Annotated in this window: 16 protein-coding genes and 1 pseudogene; 15 read left to right on the forward strand and 2 right to left on the reverse strand. The window is 68.9% G+C overall.

Translation table 11 applies throughout. The annotated features are described in order from the left end of the window. Window positions 1–3: 3 nt before the first annotated feature. The 14 genes and pseudogenes from ACFU8W_RS24695 to ACFU8W_RS24760 form a co-directional block, all read left to right on the forward strand. Window positions 4–402: an iron-sulfur cluster assembly scaffold protein gene (locus ACFU8W_RS24695; protein ID WP_384041024.1), complete on the forward strand. Its 399-nt coding sequence runs from the start codon at window positions 4–6 to the stop codon at window positions 400–402. Further along, window positions 395–1,597 (forward strand): cysteine desulfurase family protein, encoded by a 1,203-nt coding sequence (locus ACFU8W_RS24700; protein ID WP_384041027.1) that lies wholly within the window; start codon window positions 395–397, stop codon window positions 1,595–1,597. Before ACFU8W_RS24695 ends, ACFU8W_RS24700 begins: the two co-directional genes overlap by 8 nt. Window positions 1,598–1,668: 71 nt before the next feature. Continuing rightward, window positions 1,669–2,703, forward strand: a complete 1,035-nt coding sequence (locus ACFU8W_RS24705; RefSeq protein ID WP_384041030.1) for a peptidase U32 family protein — start codon at window positions 1,669–1,671, stop codon at window positions 2,701–2,703. A 15-nt stretch (window positions 2,704–2,718) separates the two neighbouring features. After that, complete coding sequence (locus tag ACFU8W_RS24710) at window positions 2,719–3,555, forward strand: hypothetical protein (RefSeq protein WP_384041032.1); 837 nt, start codon at window positions 2,719–2,721, stop codon at window positions 3,553–3,555. An 8-nt stretch (window positions 3,556–3,563) separates the two neighbouring features. Then, window positions 3,564–4,763, forward strand: coding sequence for an acyl-CoA dehydrogenase family protein (locus ACFU8W_RS24715; protein ID WP_384041035.1), 1,200 nt, complete (start codon window positions 3,564–3,566; stop codon window positions 4,761–4,763). Beyond that, window positions 4,760–5,068 (forward strand): acyl carrier protein, encoded by a 309-nt coding sequence (locus ACFU8W_RS24720; protein WP_384041038.1) that lies wholly within the window; start codon window positions 4,760–4,762, stop codon window positions 5,066–5,068. The genes ACFU8W_RS24715 and ACFU8W_RS24720 overlap by 4 nt, the downstream gene beginning before the upstream one ends. Before the next feature lie 11 nt (window positions 5,069–5,079). Beyond that, window positions 5,080–6,759, forward strand: a complete 1,680-nt coding sequence (locus ACFU8W_RS24725) for an AMP-binding protein (protein WP_384041041.1) — start codon at window positions 5,080–5,082, stop codon at window positions 6,757–6,759. Then, window positions 6,760–7,281 (forward strand): flavin reductase family protein, encoded by a 522-nt coding sequence (locus tag ACFU8W_RS24730; RefSeq protein ID WP_384041044.1) that lies wholly within the window; start codon window positions 6,760–6,762, stop codon window positions 7,279–7,281. An 81-nt stretch (window positions 7,282–7,362) separates the two neighbouring features. After that, window positions 7,363–8,172, forward strand: a complete 810-nt coding sequence (locus ACFU8W_RS24735; protein WP_384041047.1) for a 4'-phosphopantetheinyl transferase family protein — start codon at window positions 7,363–7,365, stop codon at window positions 8,170–8,172. 330 nt (window positions 8,173–8,502) lie between these two features. Continuing rightward, on the forward strand, window positions 8,503–10,182 hold the full coding sequence (locus ACFU8W_RS24740) for an AMP-binding protein (RefSeq protein WP_384041048.1): 1,680 nt from the start codon (window positions 8,503–8,505) through the stop codon (window positions 10,180–10,182). A 133-nt stretch (window positions 10,183–10,315) separates the two neighbouring features. Beyond that, window positions 10,316–11,518 (forward strand): aminotransferase class I/II-fold pyridoxal phosphate-dependent enzyme, encoded by a 1,203-nt coding sequence (locus tag ACFU8W_RS24745; protein ID WP_384041051.1) that lies wholly within the window; start codon window positions 10,316–10,318, stop codon window positions 11,516–11,518. 19 nt (window positions 11,519–11,537) lie between these two features. Beyond that, the gene (locus ACFU8W_RS24750) at window positions 11,538–12,671 is read left to right on the forward strand and encodes an acyl-CoA dehydrogenase family protein (protein ID WP_384041054.1); all 1,134 of its coding nucleotides are present in this window, start codon (window positions 11,538–11,540) and stop codon (window positions 12,669–12,671) included. 209 nt (window positions 12,672–12,880) lie between these two features. Then, complete coding sequence (locus ACFU8W_RS24755; protein ID WP_384041184.1) at window positions 12,881–13,120, forward strand: hypothetical protein; 240 nt, start codon at window positions 12,881–12,883, stop codon at window positions 13,118–13,120. 166 nt (window positions 13,121–13,286) lie between these two features. After that, window positions 13,287–13,499 (forward strand): annotated as a pseudogene (locus ACFU8W_RS24760) (DUF5990 family protein); the annotation flags it as partial. A 63-nt stretch (window positions 13,500–13,562) separates the two neighbouring features. On the opposite strand, the gene ACFU8W_RS24765 reads toward ACFU8W_RS24760, so the two are convergent. Beyond that, window positions 13,563–14,084: a DinB family protein gene (locus ACFU8W_RS24765; RefSeq protein ID WP_384041056.1), complete on the reverse strand. Its 522-nt coding sequence runs from the start codon at window positions 14,082–14,084 to the stop codon at window positions 13,563–13,565. Between the two features lie 471 nt (window positions 14,085–14,555). On the opposite strand from ACFU8W_RS24765, the gene ACFU8W_RS24770 reads away from it, so the two are divergent. Next, window positions 14,556–15,158: a cadmium resistance transporter gene (locus ACFU8W_RS24770; protein ID WP_384041059.1), complete on the forward strand. Its 603-nt coding sequence runs from the start codon at window positions 14,556–14,558 to the stop codon at window positions 15,156–15,158. Here the strand turns inward: ACFU8W_RS24770 and ACFU8W_RS24775 are convergent. Beyond that, window positions 15,130–15,606, reverse strand: coding sequence for a DUF6233 domain-containing protein (locus tag ACFU8W_RS24775; RefSeq protein WP_384041062.1), 477 nt, complete (start codon window positions 15,604–15,606; stop codon window positions 15,130–15,132). The genes ACFU8W_RS24770 and ACFU8W_RS24775 overlap by 29 nt on opposite strands. Between the last annotated feature and the right edge of the window lie 32 nt (window positions 15,607–15,638).

The following is a 15,638-nucleotide window of genomic DNA, read 5'->3' on the forward strand; positions in this document are numbered from 1 at the left end:
ACCATGCCGCGCTACAGCCCCACCGTGGTGGACCACTTCACCAACCCGCGCAACGCCGGCGAGCTCGACAACCCGGATGTGCGCGCGTTCATCGGCAACCCGGTGTGCGGGGACCAGATCATGCTCACCGCCCGCATCACCGACGGCGCCGTGGCCGAGATCCGCTTCCGCGCCCACGGCTGCGCCGCCTCCCTGGCCACGGCCAGCGTCATCACCGAAGCCGCCCTGGGCGCCAAGCTCACCGAGATCGAGGCGTGGGACGACGAGCGGGTCGAGGCCCTTCTCGGCGGCCTCGCCCCCGACCAGCGGCACGTTGCCGCGCTCGGCCGACAGGTGGCGCACCGCCTGGTGACCAACCACCGGGAGGGAGTGGACGATGACGCACCTCTCATCTGTGCCTAGCCCGTCCCAGCCCACCACGGGCGGAACGGGCGTCTACCTCGACCACGCGGCCACCAGCCCCGTCTGCCCCGAAGCGGCCGACGCGGTTCTGCACGGCATGAGCATCACGGGCAATCCCTCCAGCCGGCACGACGCCGGCGACGAGGCCAAGGAAGCCCTCGACACGTCCCGCACCCAGATGGCCGCACTCCTGGACTGCACGGCGGACGATGTGGTGTTCACCGGCGGTGGCTCCGAAGCCGACGCGCTCGCGATCTGCGGCACCGTCCTGGCCGCCGCCGACCGGCGCCCGGTGCATGTGATCACCACCGCGATCGAGCACTCCGCGGTCCTCGAGTCCTGCGCCATGGCCCGCGAACTGGGCGCCGAGATCACCATCCTGGTCCCGGACTCCCGAGGCTGGATCGACCCGCAGGACGTACGGCGCGCGCTGCGCCCGCACACCGTGCTCGTGTCGGTGATGCACGCCAACAACGAGACCGGTGTCCTCCAGCCCATCGCCGACATCGCCCACATCGCCCACGAGGCCGGTGCGCTCATGCACACCGACGCCGTGCAGACCGCGGGCAAGATCTCTCTTGCCGGCATCGGCGCGGACCTGGTGTCCGTCTCCGCGCACAAGTTCTACGGCCCCAAGGGCGTCGGCGCACTCAAAGTAGCGCCCGGCGTGCGGCTGTCGCCCCTGATACGCGGCGGCAGCCAGGAGCGCGGCCTGCGCGCCGGCACGGAGAACGTCCCCGGCGTGCTCGGCATGGCCGCCGCAGCGACCGCGGCCCTGAAACACCTGGACGATCCGGCATACCAGGAACACCGCCATGCGCTACGCACCCACCTGCTCAAGGGGCTTGAGGAGGCCGGTGACATCGCGGTCAACGGCGAGGGCGCACCCACGTTGCCGGAGACGCTGAACGTGTCCTTCACCGCAGTACGCGGCGACACCCTCGTCGACGTGCTCGCCGTGCACGGCATCTGCGTCTCGGCCGGCTCCGCCTGCCACGCCGGCAGCGACGAGCCCTCCCACGTGCTGACCGCGATGGGCATCGGGGCAGAACGGGCCCGCAGCGCGGTGCGGTTCAGCCCCGGCCGCACCACCACGCTGGAGGCCGTCCGGTTGGCGGCCGCGCGGACCGTCGACGTCGTCGGCAAGCTCCGGGCGCTCGGCCCGGCCGATGCGCCGCAGCCGATCCACGCCTGAGCGGAACGGCACGTCCGGTCCTTAGCACGACACACCAAGCAGTACGGGGGCACTGAGCAGTGAGTATTGACGTGACCGATCAGTGGGAGCTGGCCCCGCCGCACACGCAGCGGGAAGCGGCGTTCGTGGCGGTGCCCGATCCCGCGGCGGCGGCATTGGTGGGGCTGGACGCGCCGGTTCGGAACCTGCAGATGCTGGAACTGCAGATCACCGGTGGCGCCACCGAGATCTACCTCGCCCACCGGCCACCGGCCGAGTCGGGAAGCAGTTTCGACGCTTTGCCGGGCAAGCGGGACGGCGATCCGACGCAGGTGTCCAACCGGCGCCTGCTCAAGGAGATCATCACCCAGGCCCATGCGGCCGGCATGAGAGTCCACTTGTGCGCGGACGCCCCCGCGGTCGCCACGGGCGACAAGGACGCGTTCTTGACCCATGTCGCCCAGGGCATCGACGCGGGCGCCGACACCGTGGTCGTCGGCACCCTGCCCGCCGCCCGCTGGATCGCCGAAAGGCATCCGGGCGTTCCGCTCGTCGCCGGCACCCACCTCGGGGTGACCACCGTCGCCTACGCCCAGCGTCTGCAAGAGGCGTACGGGGTGCGAAGGGTCGTAGTCCCGCACGCCACGACACTGGACGAGATCGCCGCGTTCTGCGCTGTGGACGGCCTCGAGGTCGAGGTCCCCGTGCAGACCGGGTCCGGCGCAAACTGCCATGCCTGCCGACTGCCCGACCAGGCCGGCTCCGGTCTCGGCTGCCGCGCCGGCTACCAGGGCACCCCCGCACCCGAGGAGGCGGTTGCCGATCTGGGCGGGTTCCTCGACGGGGCATCGGACTGCGCCCTGTGCGACGTGCCGTCCCTGGTGGCGCTCGGGGTGGCGGCGCTGCAGATCCCCGGCCGGGAAAGCCCCATCGTCCGCCAGAACGCCAAGATCACCCAGATGTACCGGCGGGCCTTGAACGGGGTCGCGAAGGGCTGGAGCACCAAGCAGACCATCGCCGACATCGACCGCGTCGAGCTGATGTGGCAGATGGGCTGGGTGCCGCGGATGTGCGAGCAGCAGCGCTGCCGCTTCCGCGACACCGCCCACCGCCGCGCCCACGTATAGAAGGGGGACAGATTCATGACCATTGAAGTCCGCCTGACCACCCCCGACCGGCTGGACGAAGTCCTCGGCCTGCCCGTCGACGCGGTGAGCATCGGGCAGGAAGGCTGCGCGGCCAAGCTGCCGGACGAGGCCACGCTGCACCGGGCCGTGGACCGCATCCGCCAAGCAGGACTGCGGGCCGGTGTCGTCCTGCCAGCCGCCTGGCAGCGCACCGGCGCCCAACTCGTCGACACGGCGCTGAGCTTGGTCGGCCAGGGGCCGCTCACGGTGACCGTCAACGACCTCGGCACCGCCGCCACCCTCGCTGGCACCGCGGGCTGCGAGCTGGTCGCAGGGCTCGCCATGCTGCCCGGCCGGCCGCATGATGCGGCCGAGACGCCGCGCCGCTCGCTCGAGCCGACCGTGTTCGAAGAGGCGTACCTCCAGGAACTCGAAGCATTCGGCATCGCCATGGTGGAGGCCGAGGCGGCAGCCGTCGTCCCTGAGCGGGACGGCCTGGTGGTGCGGCGCCTTGCCGATGTCACCCCGCTCGCCTGGGCACGCTCGTGCCCCACCGCCCGCCACCACCAGCTGGCCCCGCCCCACTGCGTAAGCGCCTGCGATACGCCCACCGACATGGTGGCCACCCATCGCTGGCAGCTCGGCCACGGACACCGCGAACCCATCCCCGTCGCCGACCGGCCCGCCCAAGTGCCGCTGGTGGTGTACGGCAATGCCGTCTACGCCACCACACCCACCACCGCCGAGGCCGCCGGCGGCGATGCCATCGTCGACGCCCGCTTCTACACCCCCGAACAGCTGGCCACCCGGGTGGCCTCGCTGCGGCCCACCGTGTCAGCGGCGTCTTTCTAGGAGCTTTCATGGTTGACCTTGCATTGAGCAGTGACCAGCAGGACATCGTCGACCAGGCCCGGGCGGTCGCCCGCCGCTGCCTGGCACCCCGGGCCGCCGAACACGACCGTGACGCCGGCTTCCCGGCGCAGAACTTCGCCGACCTCCACGACGCCGAACTCCTTGGCCTGCTCGTGCCCACCCAATACGGCGGCACCGGGGCCGACCTCACCTCGTGGGGACTGGCCATCGCCGAGCTCGCCGAAGCCTGCGGATCCACCGCACTGATCTTCGCCATGCACTCCGGGGCCGCACGCCTCCTGGCCGCAGACGCCGCGACCAACCCGGTCGCTGAACGCATCCTGAAGGAAGTCACTTCCGAGGGCAAGCTGCTCAGCTGGGGATTCTCCGAACCCGGCACCGGCGGCAACATCCTCAACCCTCAGCTGCGCGCCACCCCGGACGGCGACGAAGTCCACTTGGCCGGCACCAAAGCGTTCTGCACGGGCGCCGGACACGCCGACTACTACCTCATCAACGCCCACAGCGGCGAAGCCGAGTTCCGCCGCAGCCAGACCATGGCCGTCATCCCAGCCGGACACGGGGGCCTCACCGTCAAGCAGACGTGGGACGCGATGGGCATGCGCGCCAACAGCGCCAACACCCTGCTGCTGGACTGCCGCATCCCCAGTGCGAACTGCATCGGCGGACCCGGCGGCGGCATGACACGCCTCACCCACGCCCTGCCCGCCCTCATCCTCGGCCTCGCGGCTGCCTCCCTCGGCATCGCCCGCGCCGCCCAGAACTTCGCGAACGACCACGTTATGCGCCGCAAACTCGCCCCCACCGGCCAGCCACTGGCCGCGTTCCAGGGCGTGCGGCTGCATGTCGCCGACATGGCCACCACCGTCCACACCGCCCGCCTGTCGCTGCTACACGGCGCGTGGACGGCCGAGAACGACCCGCTCGAAGCGCTCCCGGCGCTGAACATGACCAAGTACATCTGCAACAAGGCCGCCATCGCCGTCGCCGACACCGCCATGCAAGTCACCGGCGGCCACGGCTTCCTGCGCGCCAATGCGCTCGAGCGGCACTACCGCGACGCCCGAGCCGGCGCCGTCATGGGCGCCAACCTCGACGCTCTGCGCGACATGATCGGCAAAGCAGCCCTCGGCCTCGACCCGCGCAGCGACACCATCACCGCACCCACAGGAGAGACCCGGCCGTGACCACCACACCCGCTGCTGCCACCCCGACCGACGACGAGCTCCTGGCGGCGCTGCGCGAAGCCCTCACCAACATCCTCGACCCGTCCGATCTCGCCCACGTAGACCTGCCCGGGATCGACCGGAGCACGCCGCTGCTCAGCCTGCCGCTGGACTCCATCACCCTGGTCGCCGCGATGAGCCGCATCGAGACCACGTTCCGCGTCTTCATCCCCGAACAGAAGGCGTTCGCCTTCACCCACGTAGGCGACCTCGCCGACTTCGTCCGTGAGCGGGTGGCGGCCAAGGCCGCCCGCACCGACAAGTGAAGGACCAGGCCATGGCCATCACCACGGTCGACCACCAACCGCTGCTGGACTACCGCACCCTCAGCGACCATGACGCGGGCGTCACCTTCCTCGACTCGCGCGGCATCACCGCAGAAGTCACCTACCACCAGCTCGCCGACCAGGCCAGGGGAGCCGCGGGGGCACTCCTGGCCCGCGGGCTCACGCGCGGCGACCGCGTCCTGCTTCCGCTCGGCACCGGCCCCGACCACCTGACTGCCCTGTGGGGCTGCCTGCTCGCCGGCCTGGTTCCATGCACGATCGTCGTCCCGCCCAGCCCAGGCGACGACACCGCGACCGGCACCCGCCAGTTCCGTGCCGTCGTCACCGTCACCGAACCCGCAGCCGTCATCACCACCGACTCGGATACCGCTACCGCCCTCGCCACCGAAGAGGGGCCGCTCTACCTGACCATGGCGGACCTCGAGCATCCACCCGCACCCGACGAGCAACTGCCCGCCCCACACCCGGACGATGCGCACCACATCCAGCTCACCTCCGGCTCCACCAGCGCCCCCAAAGCCGCGGTACTGACCTACGCACAGGTCAACGCCAACGTCCGCGCCATCCACCAGGCGCTCGAACTGGACGCGGCACGAGACCGGGTGTGCCACTGGCTGCCACTCCACCACGACATGGGCTTCATCCTGTCCCTGTCCACCCTGACCCGCGGCGTGCCGCTGGACCTCATGCCGTCCATCAGCTTCCTGCGCGACCCGCTGTCCTGGCTGCGGCACATCTCCCAGCGCGGCGCCACCATCACCACCGCCCCGCCCTTCGGATACCGCACCGCCACCGACCGCTTCCGCCGCACACCCGACACCGACCTCGACCTGTCCACGCTGCGACAGGCGTACGTCGGCGCCGAGCCGATCCCGCTCCAGGTCCTCACCGACTTCCGCGACACCTTTGCCAAGCAGAACCTCGGCGAAGACGTGATCATCCCCTGCTACGGCATGGCCGAGACCGTCCTCGCCGCCACCATGTCTCTCGACCGGCGCCCGCCCGGCGACCTGTCCTGGGGCCGCGTGAAAGCCCTGCGCCTGGACCGCGAAGACCTGCACCACCACAACAAGGTCACCGACGCCACCGCAGACCGGCCCTCGCTCACCGTCATCGCCTGCGGCCAGCCGCTCGGCGGCCTCACCGTCCACATCCGCACACCCGACCGCACCGCCTGCAGCGACAACGAAATCGGCGAGATCCACCTCCAGGGCGACTCCGTCATGGCCGGCTACCTGAGCCCCAGCGGCACAACGGCCCCGGCGGCCGACCGCACACACGCCACCGGCGACCTCGGCTTCACCCGCGACGGCGACCTCTACATCGTCGGCCGCGTCAAAGAACTCCTCATCGTCAACGGCCGCAACCTGCCGCCCTACGACGTCGAGGAAGCAATCGAGACCCACCCCGACATCGACGCCGGCAACAGCGCCGTCTTCTCCTACACCGACGACATCGGCGAACACGTCGTCGCCGTCGTCGAAACCCGGCTACGAGCCGATGACCACCCGCGCATCAAGCGCGAAGCCGCGATGCTGGTCCGCCAGTCGTTCGGCTTCAACCTGCACGACGTGATCGCGTTGCGCCGCGGCGGCATACCCCGCACCACCAGCGGCAAGCGCCAGCGCGGCCGCCTGCGCGAGGACTACCTGACCGGGAGGCTGGCCTAGATGCCGCACAGCACCGTGCCCCGCACAGCCCCCGCCGCCCCCGATACCGACGAACAGGCGCGCCAGCAGCAGTTCCGCCATGTCATGGGCGAACTGGCCGGCGGGGTTACGGTGCTGACCACCATGTCCCCGAGCGGCCCGATCGGCATGACGACCAGCGCCGTCACCTCACTTTCACTCGACCCGCTGCTCGTCCTGGCCTGCCTGGCCAACCACTCCGGCACCCTCGCCCTCATCCGCGAACACGGAACATTCGCGGTGAACATCCTCGCCGCGACCATGGCCCACACCTCGCAGGTCTTCGCCGAGAAGCCCCTGATGGAGCGGTTCGCCGGCGTCCCGCACCACTACCGGGACACCGTGCCGATCCTCGGCGAAGCCGTCGCCTCCCTGACCTGCCGCGTCCACGCCACCCACCCCGGCGGAGACCACACCATCCTCATCGGCGCCGTCACCACCACCAGCCACGGGCACGGCGAGCCGCTGCTGCGCCACCGCGGCACCTACCGCCGCCTCGCCTGACAGGGCGGCGCCACTGCTGCCGCCGCCCTTCTCCGACTGGTCGACCACCGCCACACCCCCCATCAGGCGAGAGGAAAGCGGATGACAGCCTGGACACAGCACCACCTCCTGCCCCAACTCGTCCTCCCGCCGACCGGATATCGCCCGGCCGCCAGCCACATCGACGTGTGGACCCTGCACGCCGACCCGGACACCGCCGGACGCGCTCAACGCCTCAAAGCCTTGCTCGACGCCTCAGAACGCCAGCGCGCGAACAGCTTCCTCAGCACCGACCGACGCGACACCTACGTCCTCGCGCACCTGGCCCTGAGACTCATCCTCGCCAGCTGCCTCGGCACCGCACTGCGAGCCGTCACCATCTCGCGCGCGCCCTGCCCCTCCTGCCACAAGCCCCACGGCAGACCAACGCTGCGACAGAGGAACCTGCACTTCTCCCTGTCCCACACCCGCACCACCGTCATGATCGCCCTCGCCCGAACCCCCGTGGGCATCGACGTCGAAGCCGTCGACCGCGTCGACGAGGCACTGCTGAGCCGTCTCCACCTCAACGAGCAGGAAGCGATTCACCGACTGCCACCGGCGCACCGCTCCCGCGCGCTGCTCGAATGCTGGGTCCGCAAAGAGGCCTACCTCAAGGGACACGGAACCGGCCTCGGCGCAGGCCACCTTCAGACCGTGGACATCGGACTGGGACCCGACTTCGCCCACAGCTCCGACGCTCCCGCTGGCTGGCTTCTGACATCACTCGTTGCGCCCGCCGGGTATGCGGCCGCCGCAGCCCTGCAGTCCCGTACCGCAACATGCCAGCAGCCGACCATCGCCCATTACGGATGCGACCTATGCAGCCATCCGGCACACGCGGCCGATGCCGGAGCCACGCTGTCGGCGTAAGGCGGCTCGCTTGAGGCAGTGTCGGCCCCTGCCGATGCGCGAATCCTGGGATCGCCGCACACCTTGGCCACTCAACGTTACCGGCGCTCTTGAGGAGACAAACCCAATTGCTCAACACTCGTCGTCGCCATCGCGGCTCATTCAGTCCGGATCCCCACTTGCTCCAGGACGCAGTGCTCCGTGGAACGCGGAACCTACAGAGGCACAGCTGGGTGTCGATGGCTCTCCGGGTGGGTTCTGACCCCAGTGCGATTGGCGCGGGAGCCATTCCGGTTGGCTCCGCCGACGCCCGGCCACATACGAATCCGTACTCGACATCCAAGGGCAACCATGACGACTGCCGTACCAGAATTCCTCAAGGTTTATACCCCGAGCAGGGGCATGAAACGGATTACGCCGTTCTCCCGGACGCCGGCTACCGGTCGTTACGGTGAGGCGTGGCACGTCGCGGCTCAGCGCTTTCCGAACCAGCAGATCATCCTGTCGCGGCCTGCGGACATCGCGCCCGACGCAGGCACTCTCTTCAGCTACCGGCGGTGGGCCGCACTGGTCGATGACGTGGCCGCTCGCCTCTACGCGGTCGGAGTGCGGCCGTGGGACCGAGTCGCGGTGATGAAGGCGAACCACCCCGACGTCCAGGTCATCGGGTCGGCCGCGGCCCGCATCGGCGCCATCCCCTTCCAGTTGGCCTGGAACCACGGCAACGAGGTGGCCACCACGCTGCTGCAGCGGATGGAGCAGCCGTTCCTGGTGACCGACCCGGGTCGTCTGGAGATCGCCGAACTGGGCGCGGAGGCGCTGGCGAAGCTGACCCGCAAAACCATCGTCATCGGCGCCGGTGATGCGCTGCCCGACGGTGCGATCTCCTTCGAGAGTATGGCCGGCAACCCCGCCGCGCCCGTCGAACTGCGCAAGTTCGACGAGCCGATGGTCGCCACCCACACCTCGGGCACCACGGGCATCCCGAAGCTGGCGCTGCACAGCGCCGAGACGCTGCACTCCATCGCGCACGTCCAGACCGAGCGTTGGGGCGGGATGGGTTTCCGGCACAGCGACACCTTCGCCTTCTTCGACCCTTTCTTCCACCAGCACACCCTCACCGCGCTGTTCGCCATCGCCACGGTCGGGCCGAAGTACGTCGCGGTCTCGGACGTGCCCGACGACCGCATCGCGGATCTGATCGCCGAGCACCGCCCGACGATTGTCGACATGCTCCCGAACATGTACCTGCGCCAGGAGCACCTGCTCGACGACCCACGCAGGCTGTTCAGGCAGGTCCGCTTCTACATCAGCTCCTTCGACGCGGTGCACACCCGCTCGATCCGCAAGTTCCTCAACGCCTCGGACGCGCGGCTGCCGGTCTGGGTGCAGTCGTGGAGCCAGACGGAGAACGGCGGTCTCGTGCTACGGCCGTACTTCAAGTCGGTGGTGCGCGAAGTCGGCCAGTTCCCGCCGCCCACCCAGTACATGGGCTGGCCGCTGCCCACGATCGCCAAGATCCGTATCACCGACCCAGCCACCGGAAAGCAGCTTCCGAAGGGCGAGGTGGGCCTGGTCGAAATCAACCAGCCCGGCCGGTGCCTGGCCTATGTCGGTGAGCAGGACCGCCACGACAACAAGGTCAGCGGCTGGTGGTGGAACACCGGTGACCTTGGCACCAAGTCGCGCAGCGGGATGATTCGGCTAGTTGACCGGGAGATCGACCGGATCGAGGGCACGAGCGGCATCGCCATCGAGGACGTGCTGCTGGACCGGCTGCCCGAAGCGAGCGAGGTGATCGTGCTGGCCCGCCGACAGGGCAAGCCCAGCGTCGTCTATTCCACCTACTCCGGCAAAGAGATCGACCCGCAGCGGTGGCGCGCGGCGCTGACCGGTCTGCCCGACCTCGACAGCCCGATCCACCTGGGCTGGAGCGACATCCCACGTACGGCCACTTGGAAGGTCAGGCGAGTGGCGCTGCGGCAGCATCTGTTCAACGAGGCGCCTGTCGGCAAGGGGAACTGGAGCTGACCTCCGTCCGCACCGGGCCCGCCAGACGCAGCGAGGAGCGCGTCACACGACCTTTCTACAGAAACGGGGGGACTCTATCGTGTCCAGGAACCAGAAAAGCCAGATGGTACGGCGCCTCCAGGAGAACTGGAGCATGAAGATCCTTCGCGCCATGGAGCTGGAAGGCACGTCGCCGTACTTCCGTGCCATGCAGACGGCCAACTCGCCCCGGATCAACATGGACGGCTGCCCCCGCATGATGCTGGGGTCGAACAACTACCTTGGTCTCGCCGATCACCCGCTGGTCATCGAGGGCGCGCGCCGGGCCCTGGAGCGGTTCGGAGCCGGGTCCACTGGCAGTCGGCTGCTGAACGGCACGATCGACCTGCACCTCGAACTGGAAGCCGAGATAGCTGACTGGTTCGGCACCGAGGCCGCGATCGTGTTCACCACCGGGCACCAGGCGAACCTGGGGACTGTGGGCGCCCTGGTCGGCCGCGGCGACGTGATCGTCTCCGACTCCGACGCACACGCTTCGCTCCACGACGCGGGCAAGTTCACGGACGCGCAGTCCGTCCGGTTCCGTCACAACGACATCGACAACCTCGCCGAGAAACTGGCCGCAGCGGCCAAGCACGGCCGGCCGGCCATGGTCACCGTGGACGGCGTGTACTCGATGGAGGGCGACCTGGCGCCGATCGACCAGATCGCGGAGGTATGCCTGGAGCACAACGCGCTCCTGCTGGTCGACGAGGCACACTCGGTCGGCGTGCTCGGCCTGAACCTGACCGGCGTCACCGAGCTTTACGGCAAGGCTGGCAAGACACCACTGCGTACCGGCACATTCTCCAAGAGCATCGCCTCGACCGGTGGCTTCGCGGTGGGCTCGCACGACCTCATCGACGCGATCCGGACGAACGGGCGAGCGTTGCTGTTCACCGCGGCAGGGGTGCCCGCCGCCGTCGGCGGTGCACTCGCCGCGGTCCGGCTCATCCGGTCCGCTGAGGGTCAGGAACGGGCCGAGCGGTGCCTGGCGAACGCCCGATTCCTGCGAGACTCTCTTGCCTCGCTGGGGGTTCCGCTGGCCGAGCCGGCGATCGGACCCGGCGGTGCCGAGGCGGTGACGCCGATCGTGCCGGTGATCGTCGGCGAGTCTCTGCGAGCGTTCGCCAAGTGGCACGAGCTGTACGAGCGCGGTGTGTTCGCCGCCCTCGCGCATTACCCCGCGGTGCCGCTCAACCGCGCCATGCTGCGTCTGGCCGTGACCGCCGAGCACACCTTCGCCGACCTGGAAGAGGCGGCCAAGTCTATCCACACCACGCTGGAGCTGGACGTTGAGCGCCAGCTCGTCGTGTAACAACACAGAGGGGGACATCGTGACGATTCGCATGATGGCGACGGAGCGCGCAGCCCTTGATCGCTACCTGCCCGGTTTGCGTAAGGAACTGGCCGGGCACAGCCTACTCGACCTCGAGGCCCGCGACAGCGGGGTCATAGAGATGTTCAAGGATTCCGACGCGCCCGCACTGGTGGTGCCCGAGGAGTGGGGTGGTCTCGGCGCATCCGCGTTGGAGGCGACCCGCGTGCAGCGGGCCATCGGCGCACTGTCGCCGTCACTCGGTGCCGCCACAACCATGCACCATCTGTCGATCGCCACGCTCATCGAGCACAGTGGCACCGGCACCGACGATGAGAAGGAACTCCTCAAGGCCGTGGTGCTCGCGAGGATGTTGCTCTCGTCGGGCTTCTCCGAGGGCAACCCTGGCACCAGCGCGGCGAGTGCTTTCAAGCCAACCGTGACGGCGCGGGCGGTCGAGGGCGGCTTCAAGGTCAACGGCAGGAAGCAGCCGTGCAGCCTGTCCGCGTCGATGGACCTGCTCACCGCTAGCGTCGCCGACGAGGCGACCGGCCGTCGCGGTGTCACCGTTATCCCGGCCGCGTCCGAGGGGATCACGGTCGAGCCGTTCTGGGAAACCCACGTCCTGGCGGCCTCGCAGAGCGACACCGTCGTGCTCAAGGACGTGTTCGTTCCCTTGGACATGCTGTTCTGGAATGACGTCGACGATCCGACCGGCCAGCATGAGAAGACCGGCTATGTCTGGTTCGGCCTGCTGATCTCGGCCACCTACCTGGGTGCCGCGTCGCTGCTGCTCGAGCGGATGCTGGCGAATCCGAAGACCAGCCCGATGCTCTACGCCGACGCCGCGTGCGAGATCGAGACGTCGATGGCGGCGCTCGAGGCCATCGCCCGCGCCTTCGACGAGGGTGACCGGTCCGACGGGCTCAGCGCGCGGGTACTGTTCGTGCGGGAGGGGATCCGGCACGGAATTAAGCGTGCCGTGTCGACGGCGGTGGACGCGCTGGGCGGCATCGCCTTCATCAAGTCGCCAGAGATCGCCTATCTGTTGGCGGCGGTGCAGGCGGCCAGCTTCCACCCGCCGTCCCGCCGGGCGACCGCGGACACGCTGCACGCGTACCACGCAGGCACCGGCGCGGTGACGCTGGGCTGACCAAGCTCCGTCCCGCCCCCCGAGACCGCTCTATCGAGTCAAGCTGCATGGGGAAGATTTTTAAGGCTGGCGCTGTCACGTTGTTGGGTGTGTACGTGCCTGACGGGGCGTCGGGGCATGGTGGGCCCCGGGTCCGGGCCTGTGTTCAGGCCGTGGTGGGGCACTGTCAAGTTGAGTGAGTGGTCTCCGGGCTGGGATGGTGGCCGGGTTTGTTGATCGTTCGGGGGGAGCTGGTGGTGGAGGGCGCCGGGGACGGGCCGTCGTACAAGGGGTTCCGGTTCCCGGCGGAGGTCATCTCCCACGCGGTGTGGCTGTACCACCGCTTCCCGCTCTCCTTCCGCGAAGTTGAGGAGCTGCTCCTGGCCCGCGGGATCACCCTCGTGTTTCGCACTTTTTGGATCACTGGGTCGGTGAACTGGTGTGTGATGATGCGCTCGATCGGGTGGTGAGAGGCCGTACCTCTCATGGGGTGTGACGGACAGACAGAAGCATCGGCAGTGTCTGGTTCACCCTGTTGAGAGTGATCCGCCGATGCTTCCAGTGGGCACGATACCGCCGTCCTTGTTCGCTTTCCTGGCTGTCTGCCGTTCCTGCTTCACCGCTCCGACGTTCCGCCTGTCGTGGGGCACCGTCGACGAGGCGTGCACCTTCACGATGTTCCGCCGTGCAAAGCTCATGCTTGATGCCGTCCCCGCCGAGACCCTCACCTCGGCCGCGCACTCCGGTCTGCTCGTCGGACGTCTCGGCCTGACCGACGCACGCAGAAACCCCCTATGTGCACGGGTCGTGCCCACAGCGATCACCTGGACCGCCGCCGTGCCCGACTAACGAACGCCCACCTGCGCAAAGTCGTCGCTCACAGCCGCGCCGAACCGGGACACGGCGTGCACGTCACCCCTGGGCCCCCACAGTGAGCTGGGCGCGGTGGAAGTCGAAGTGCTGGGTCGGATAGCGGTACACCTCTTCGAGGGTCATCACGTCCTTGAAGAACGGATCCCACCGCGTGGGAAAGCCCATCGTCCGGGCCAACCGCTCGTCCGGCTCGGCGTCCAGATGGCGATGAAGGGCTGCGAGCGTCCGGTCGAGCTTCGCTCCCATACGCCGATGGCCGTACACCCGGGCGCCACCGACGGCACCGAGGTAGTTGATCACGTTGAAGGGGCGGGTGGCAGCGTTCAACACACGTGCCCACGCGCGACTTGCCCCCGGCGGCAGACGGCCGAACAAGCGCACCATCGGAAGCAGGGCCCGCACGACCATGTAGCCGAACACCATGTGGTACAGCAACTGCTCGTTGGTCCAACGAGTTCCTTCGCTCTGGCGGCGCAAGTCCTCGGCCGTGGCCGACTCCAGAAGCTGGTGGAACGTGTGGCTGGCCTGGCGCAGTTCCGCGTGGATGAGCTCTCTGTCCATTTGTGCCTCCTGGCCACACCGTGAAGCAGGTTCTTCATGATGACGCCTGCAGACGCGTCCAGTACCCGGATCGAAGAGGCCCTTTTCCGCGGACAACAGACAACCTCAAACCCTGTCCATAATTTGGGCTCGTACCACCAGCCCGCCCCCTGCGGCAGCACCGCAACGGCACGGGCCAGCGCCACGTCGATCGGGAGTTCCACGCTTTCATGCTGCGACCACGCACCGATCACAGCGCGCCGAGTACAGTGTCCGGCCGGAACACCTCGCAGGCCTGAATTCCGTCGGCGAGGGCAGTGGCTTTGTTCACGAGTTTCGACGGCAGTTGTTCAGCAGTTCGGGAGGCACCCCGGCGGTGTCGTGTTCGATGTTCACGAGAATGGACAGCGCCGAGCCTTGGCCCCCGATCGCTGCGGTACGGGCTCCCGGTAGCGTCACCGGGACACCCGCATCGAAGGAGAGCACCTACTCGTGGACCTGGGCATCATCGGGCAGGCAGCCGGACTGTTCGCCGTCACGAACATCGACGACATCCTGATCCTGGCGCTGTTCTTCGCCCAGGGCGCTGGCCACCCTGGCTCCACCCGCCGCATCGTGCTGGGCCAGTACTTGGGCTTCGCCGCGATCCTCGCCGTGGCGGTGGCCGCCGCCTTCGGCGCCACCTTCCTGCCCGAGTCCGCCATCCCCTACCTCGGCCTGCTGCCGCTCGCCCTGGGCCTCAAAGCCGCCTGGCAGGCATGGAAGGACCACCGCGACGGGGACGGGGACGAGGAGGAGCAGACCAAGGAGGGCGGGCCGAGCTCGCTGGAGGTCGCCGCGGTCACCTTCGCCAACGGCGGCGACAACATCGGCGTCTACGTGCCCGTCTTCGCCACCGCCGGCGTCGGCGGGATGAGCGTGTACGCCGTGGTGTTCCTCGTGCTGGTGGCCGTGTGGTGCTTCGCGGGCAAGTTCTTCGCCACCCGACCGGTCATCGCCAAGGCCCTCGCCCGCTGGGGCCACATCCTGCTGCCCCTGGTCCTGATCGCCATCGGCCTGCTCATCCTCATCGAGGGCGGCGCCTTCGGCCTGTAGCACCGGGCGGCGCATCACCGGCGCAGTTCGAATTTTTCACGGCACCAAGCGCCTCCCGAACCGGTGGACAAGTGCTGTCCCTTCTCGTGTACAGAGCCAGGGCAGCGAGGGCCTGCTCCCGACTGATGGCCCGCAGCTGCTTTCCGGCAGCGAAACAGTCCCCGCGGTGGACCTCGGACCGCAGAGTGCCGATACCGATGTCGGTGATACCCCAGTCCGGGAAGGCGCGCGGGCGCCGCTTCCCGCTCTCCCGATTCTCGACCGGCGGCTCCCCCTGCCAGTGCTGCTCCCTGCCGCGCTGCCGCTCCGGCGCCCGCCGCTGCTGGCCCTGCCGTTCTTGGGCTTCGAGCTCCCGGATCCGACCTCGGGTCTGGCGCAGCTGCCAGTCCAGCCACTCCTGAAGAGCCCGGAGCTTGTCGAGGCGGGATATCGACCCGGGGTCGGACACGGTTACGCCGCCTCGTCCGCGGCAGTTTCGTG

The sequence above is a fragment of the Streptomyces sp. NPDC057565 genome, assembly GCF_042801455.1.
Classification (GTDB): Bacteria; Actinomycetota; Actinomycetes; order Streptomycetales; family Streptomycetaceae; genus Streptomyces; species Streptomyces yanii.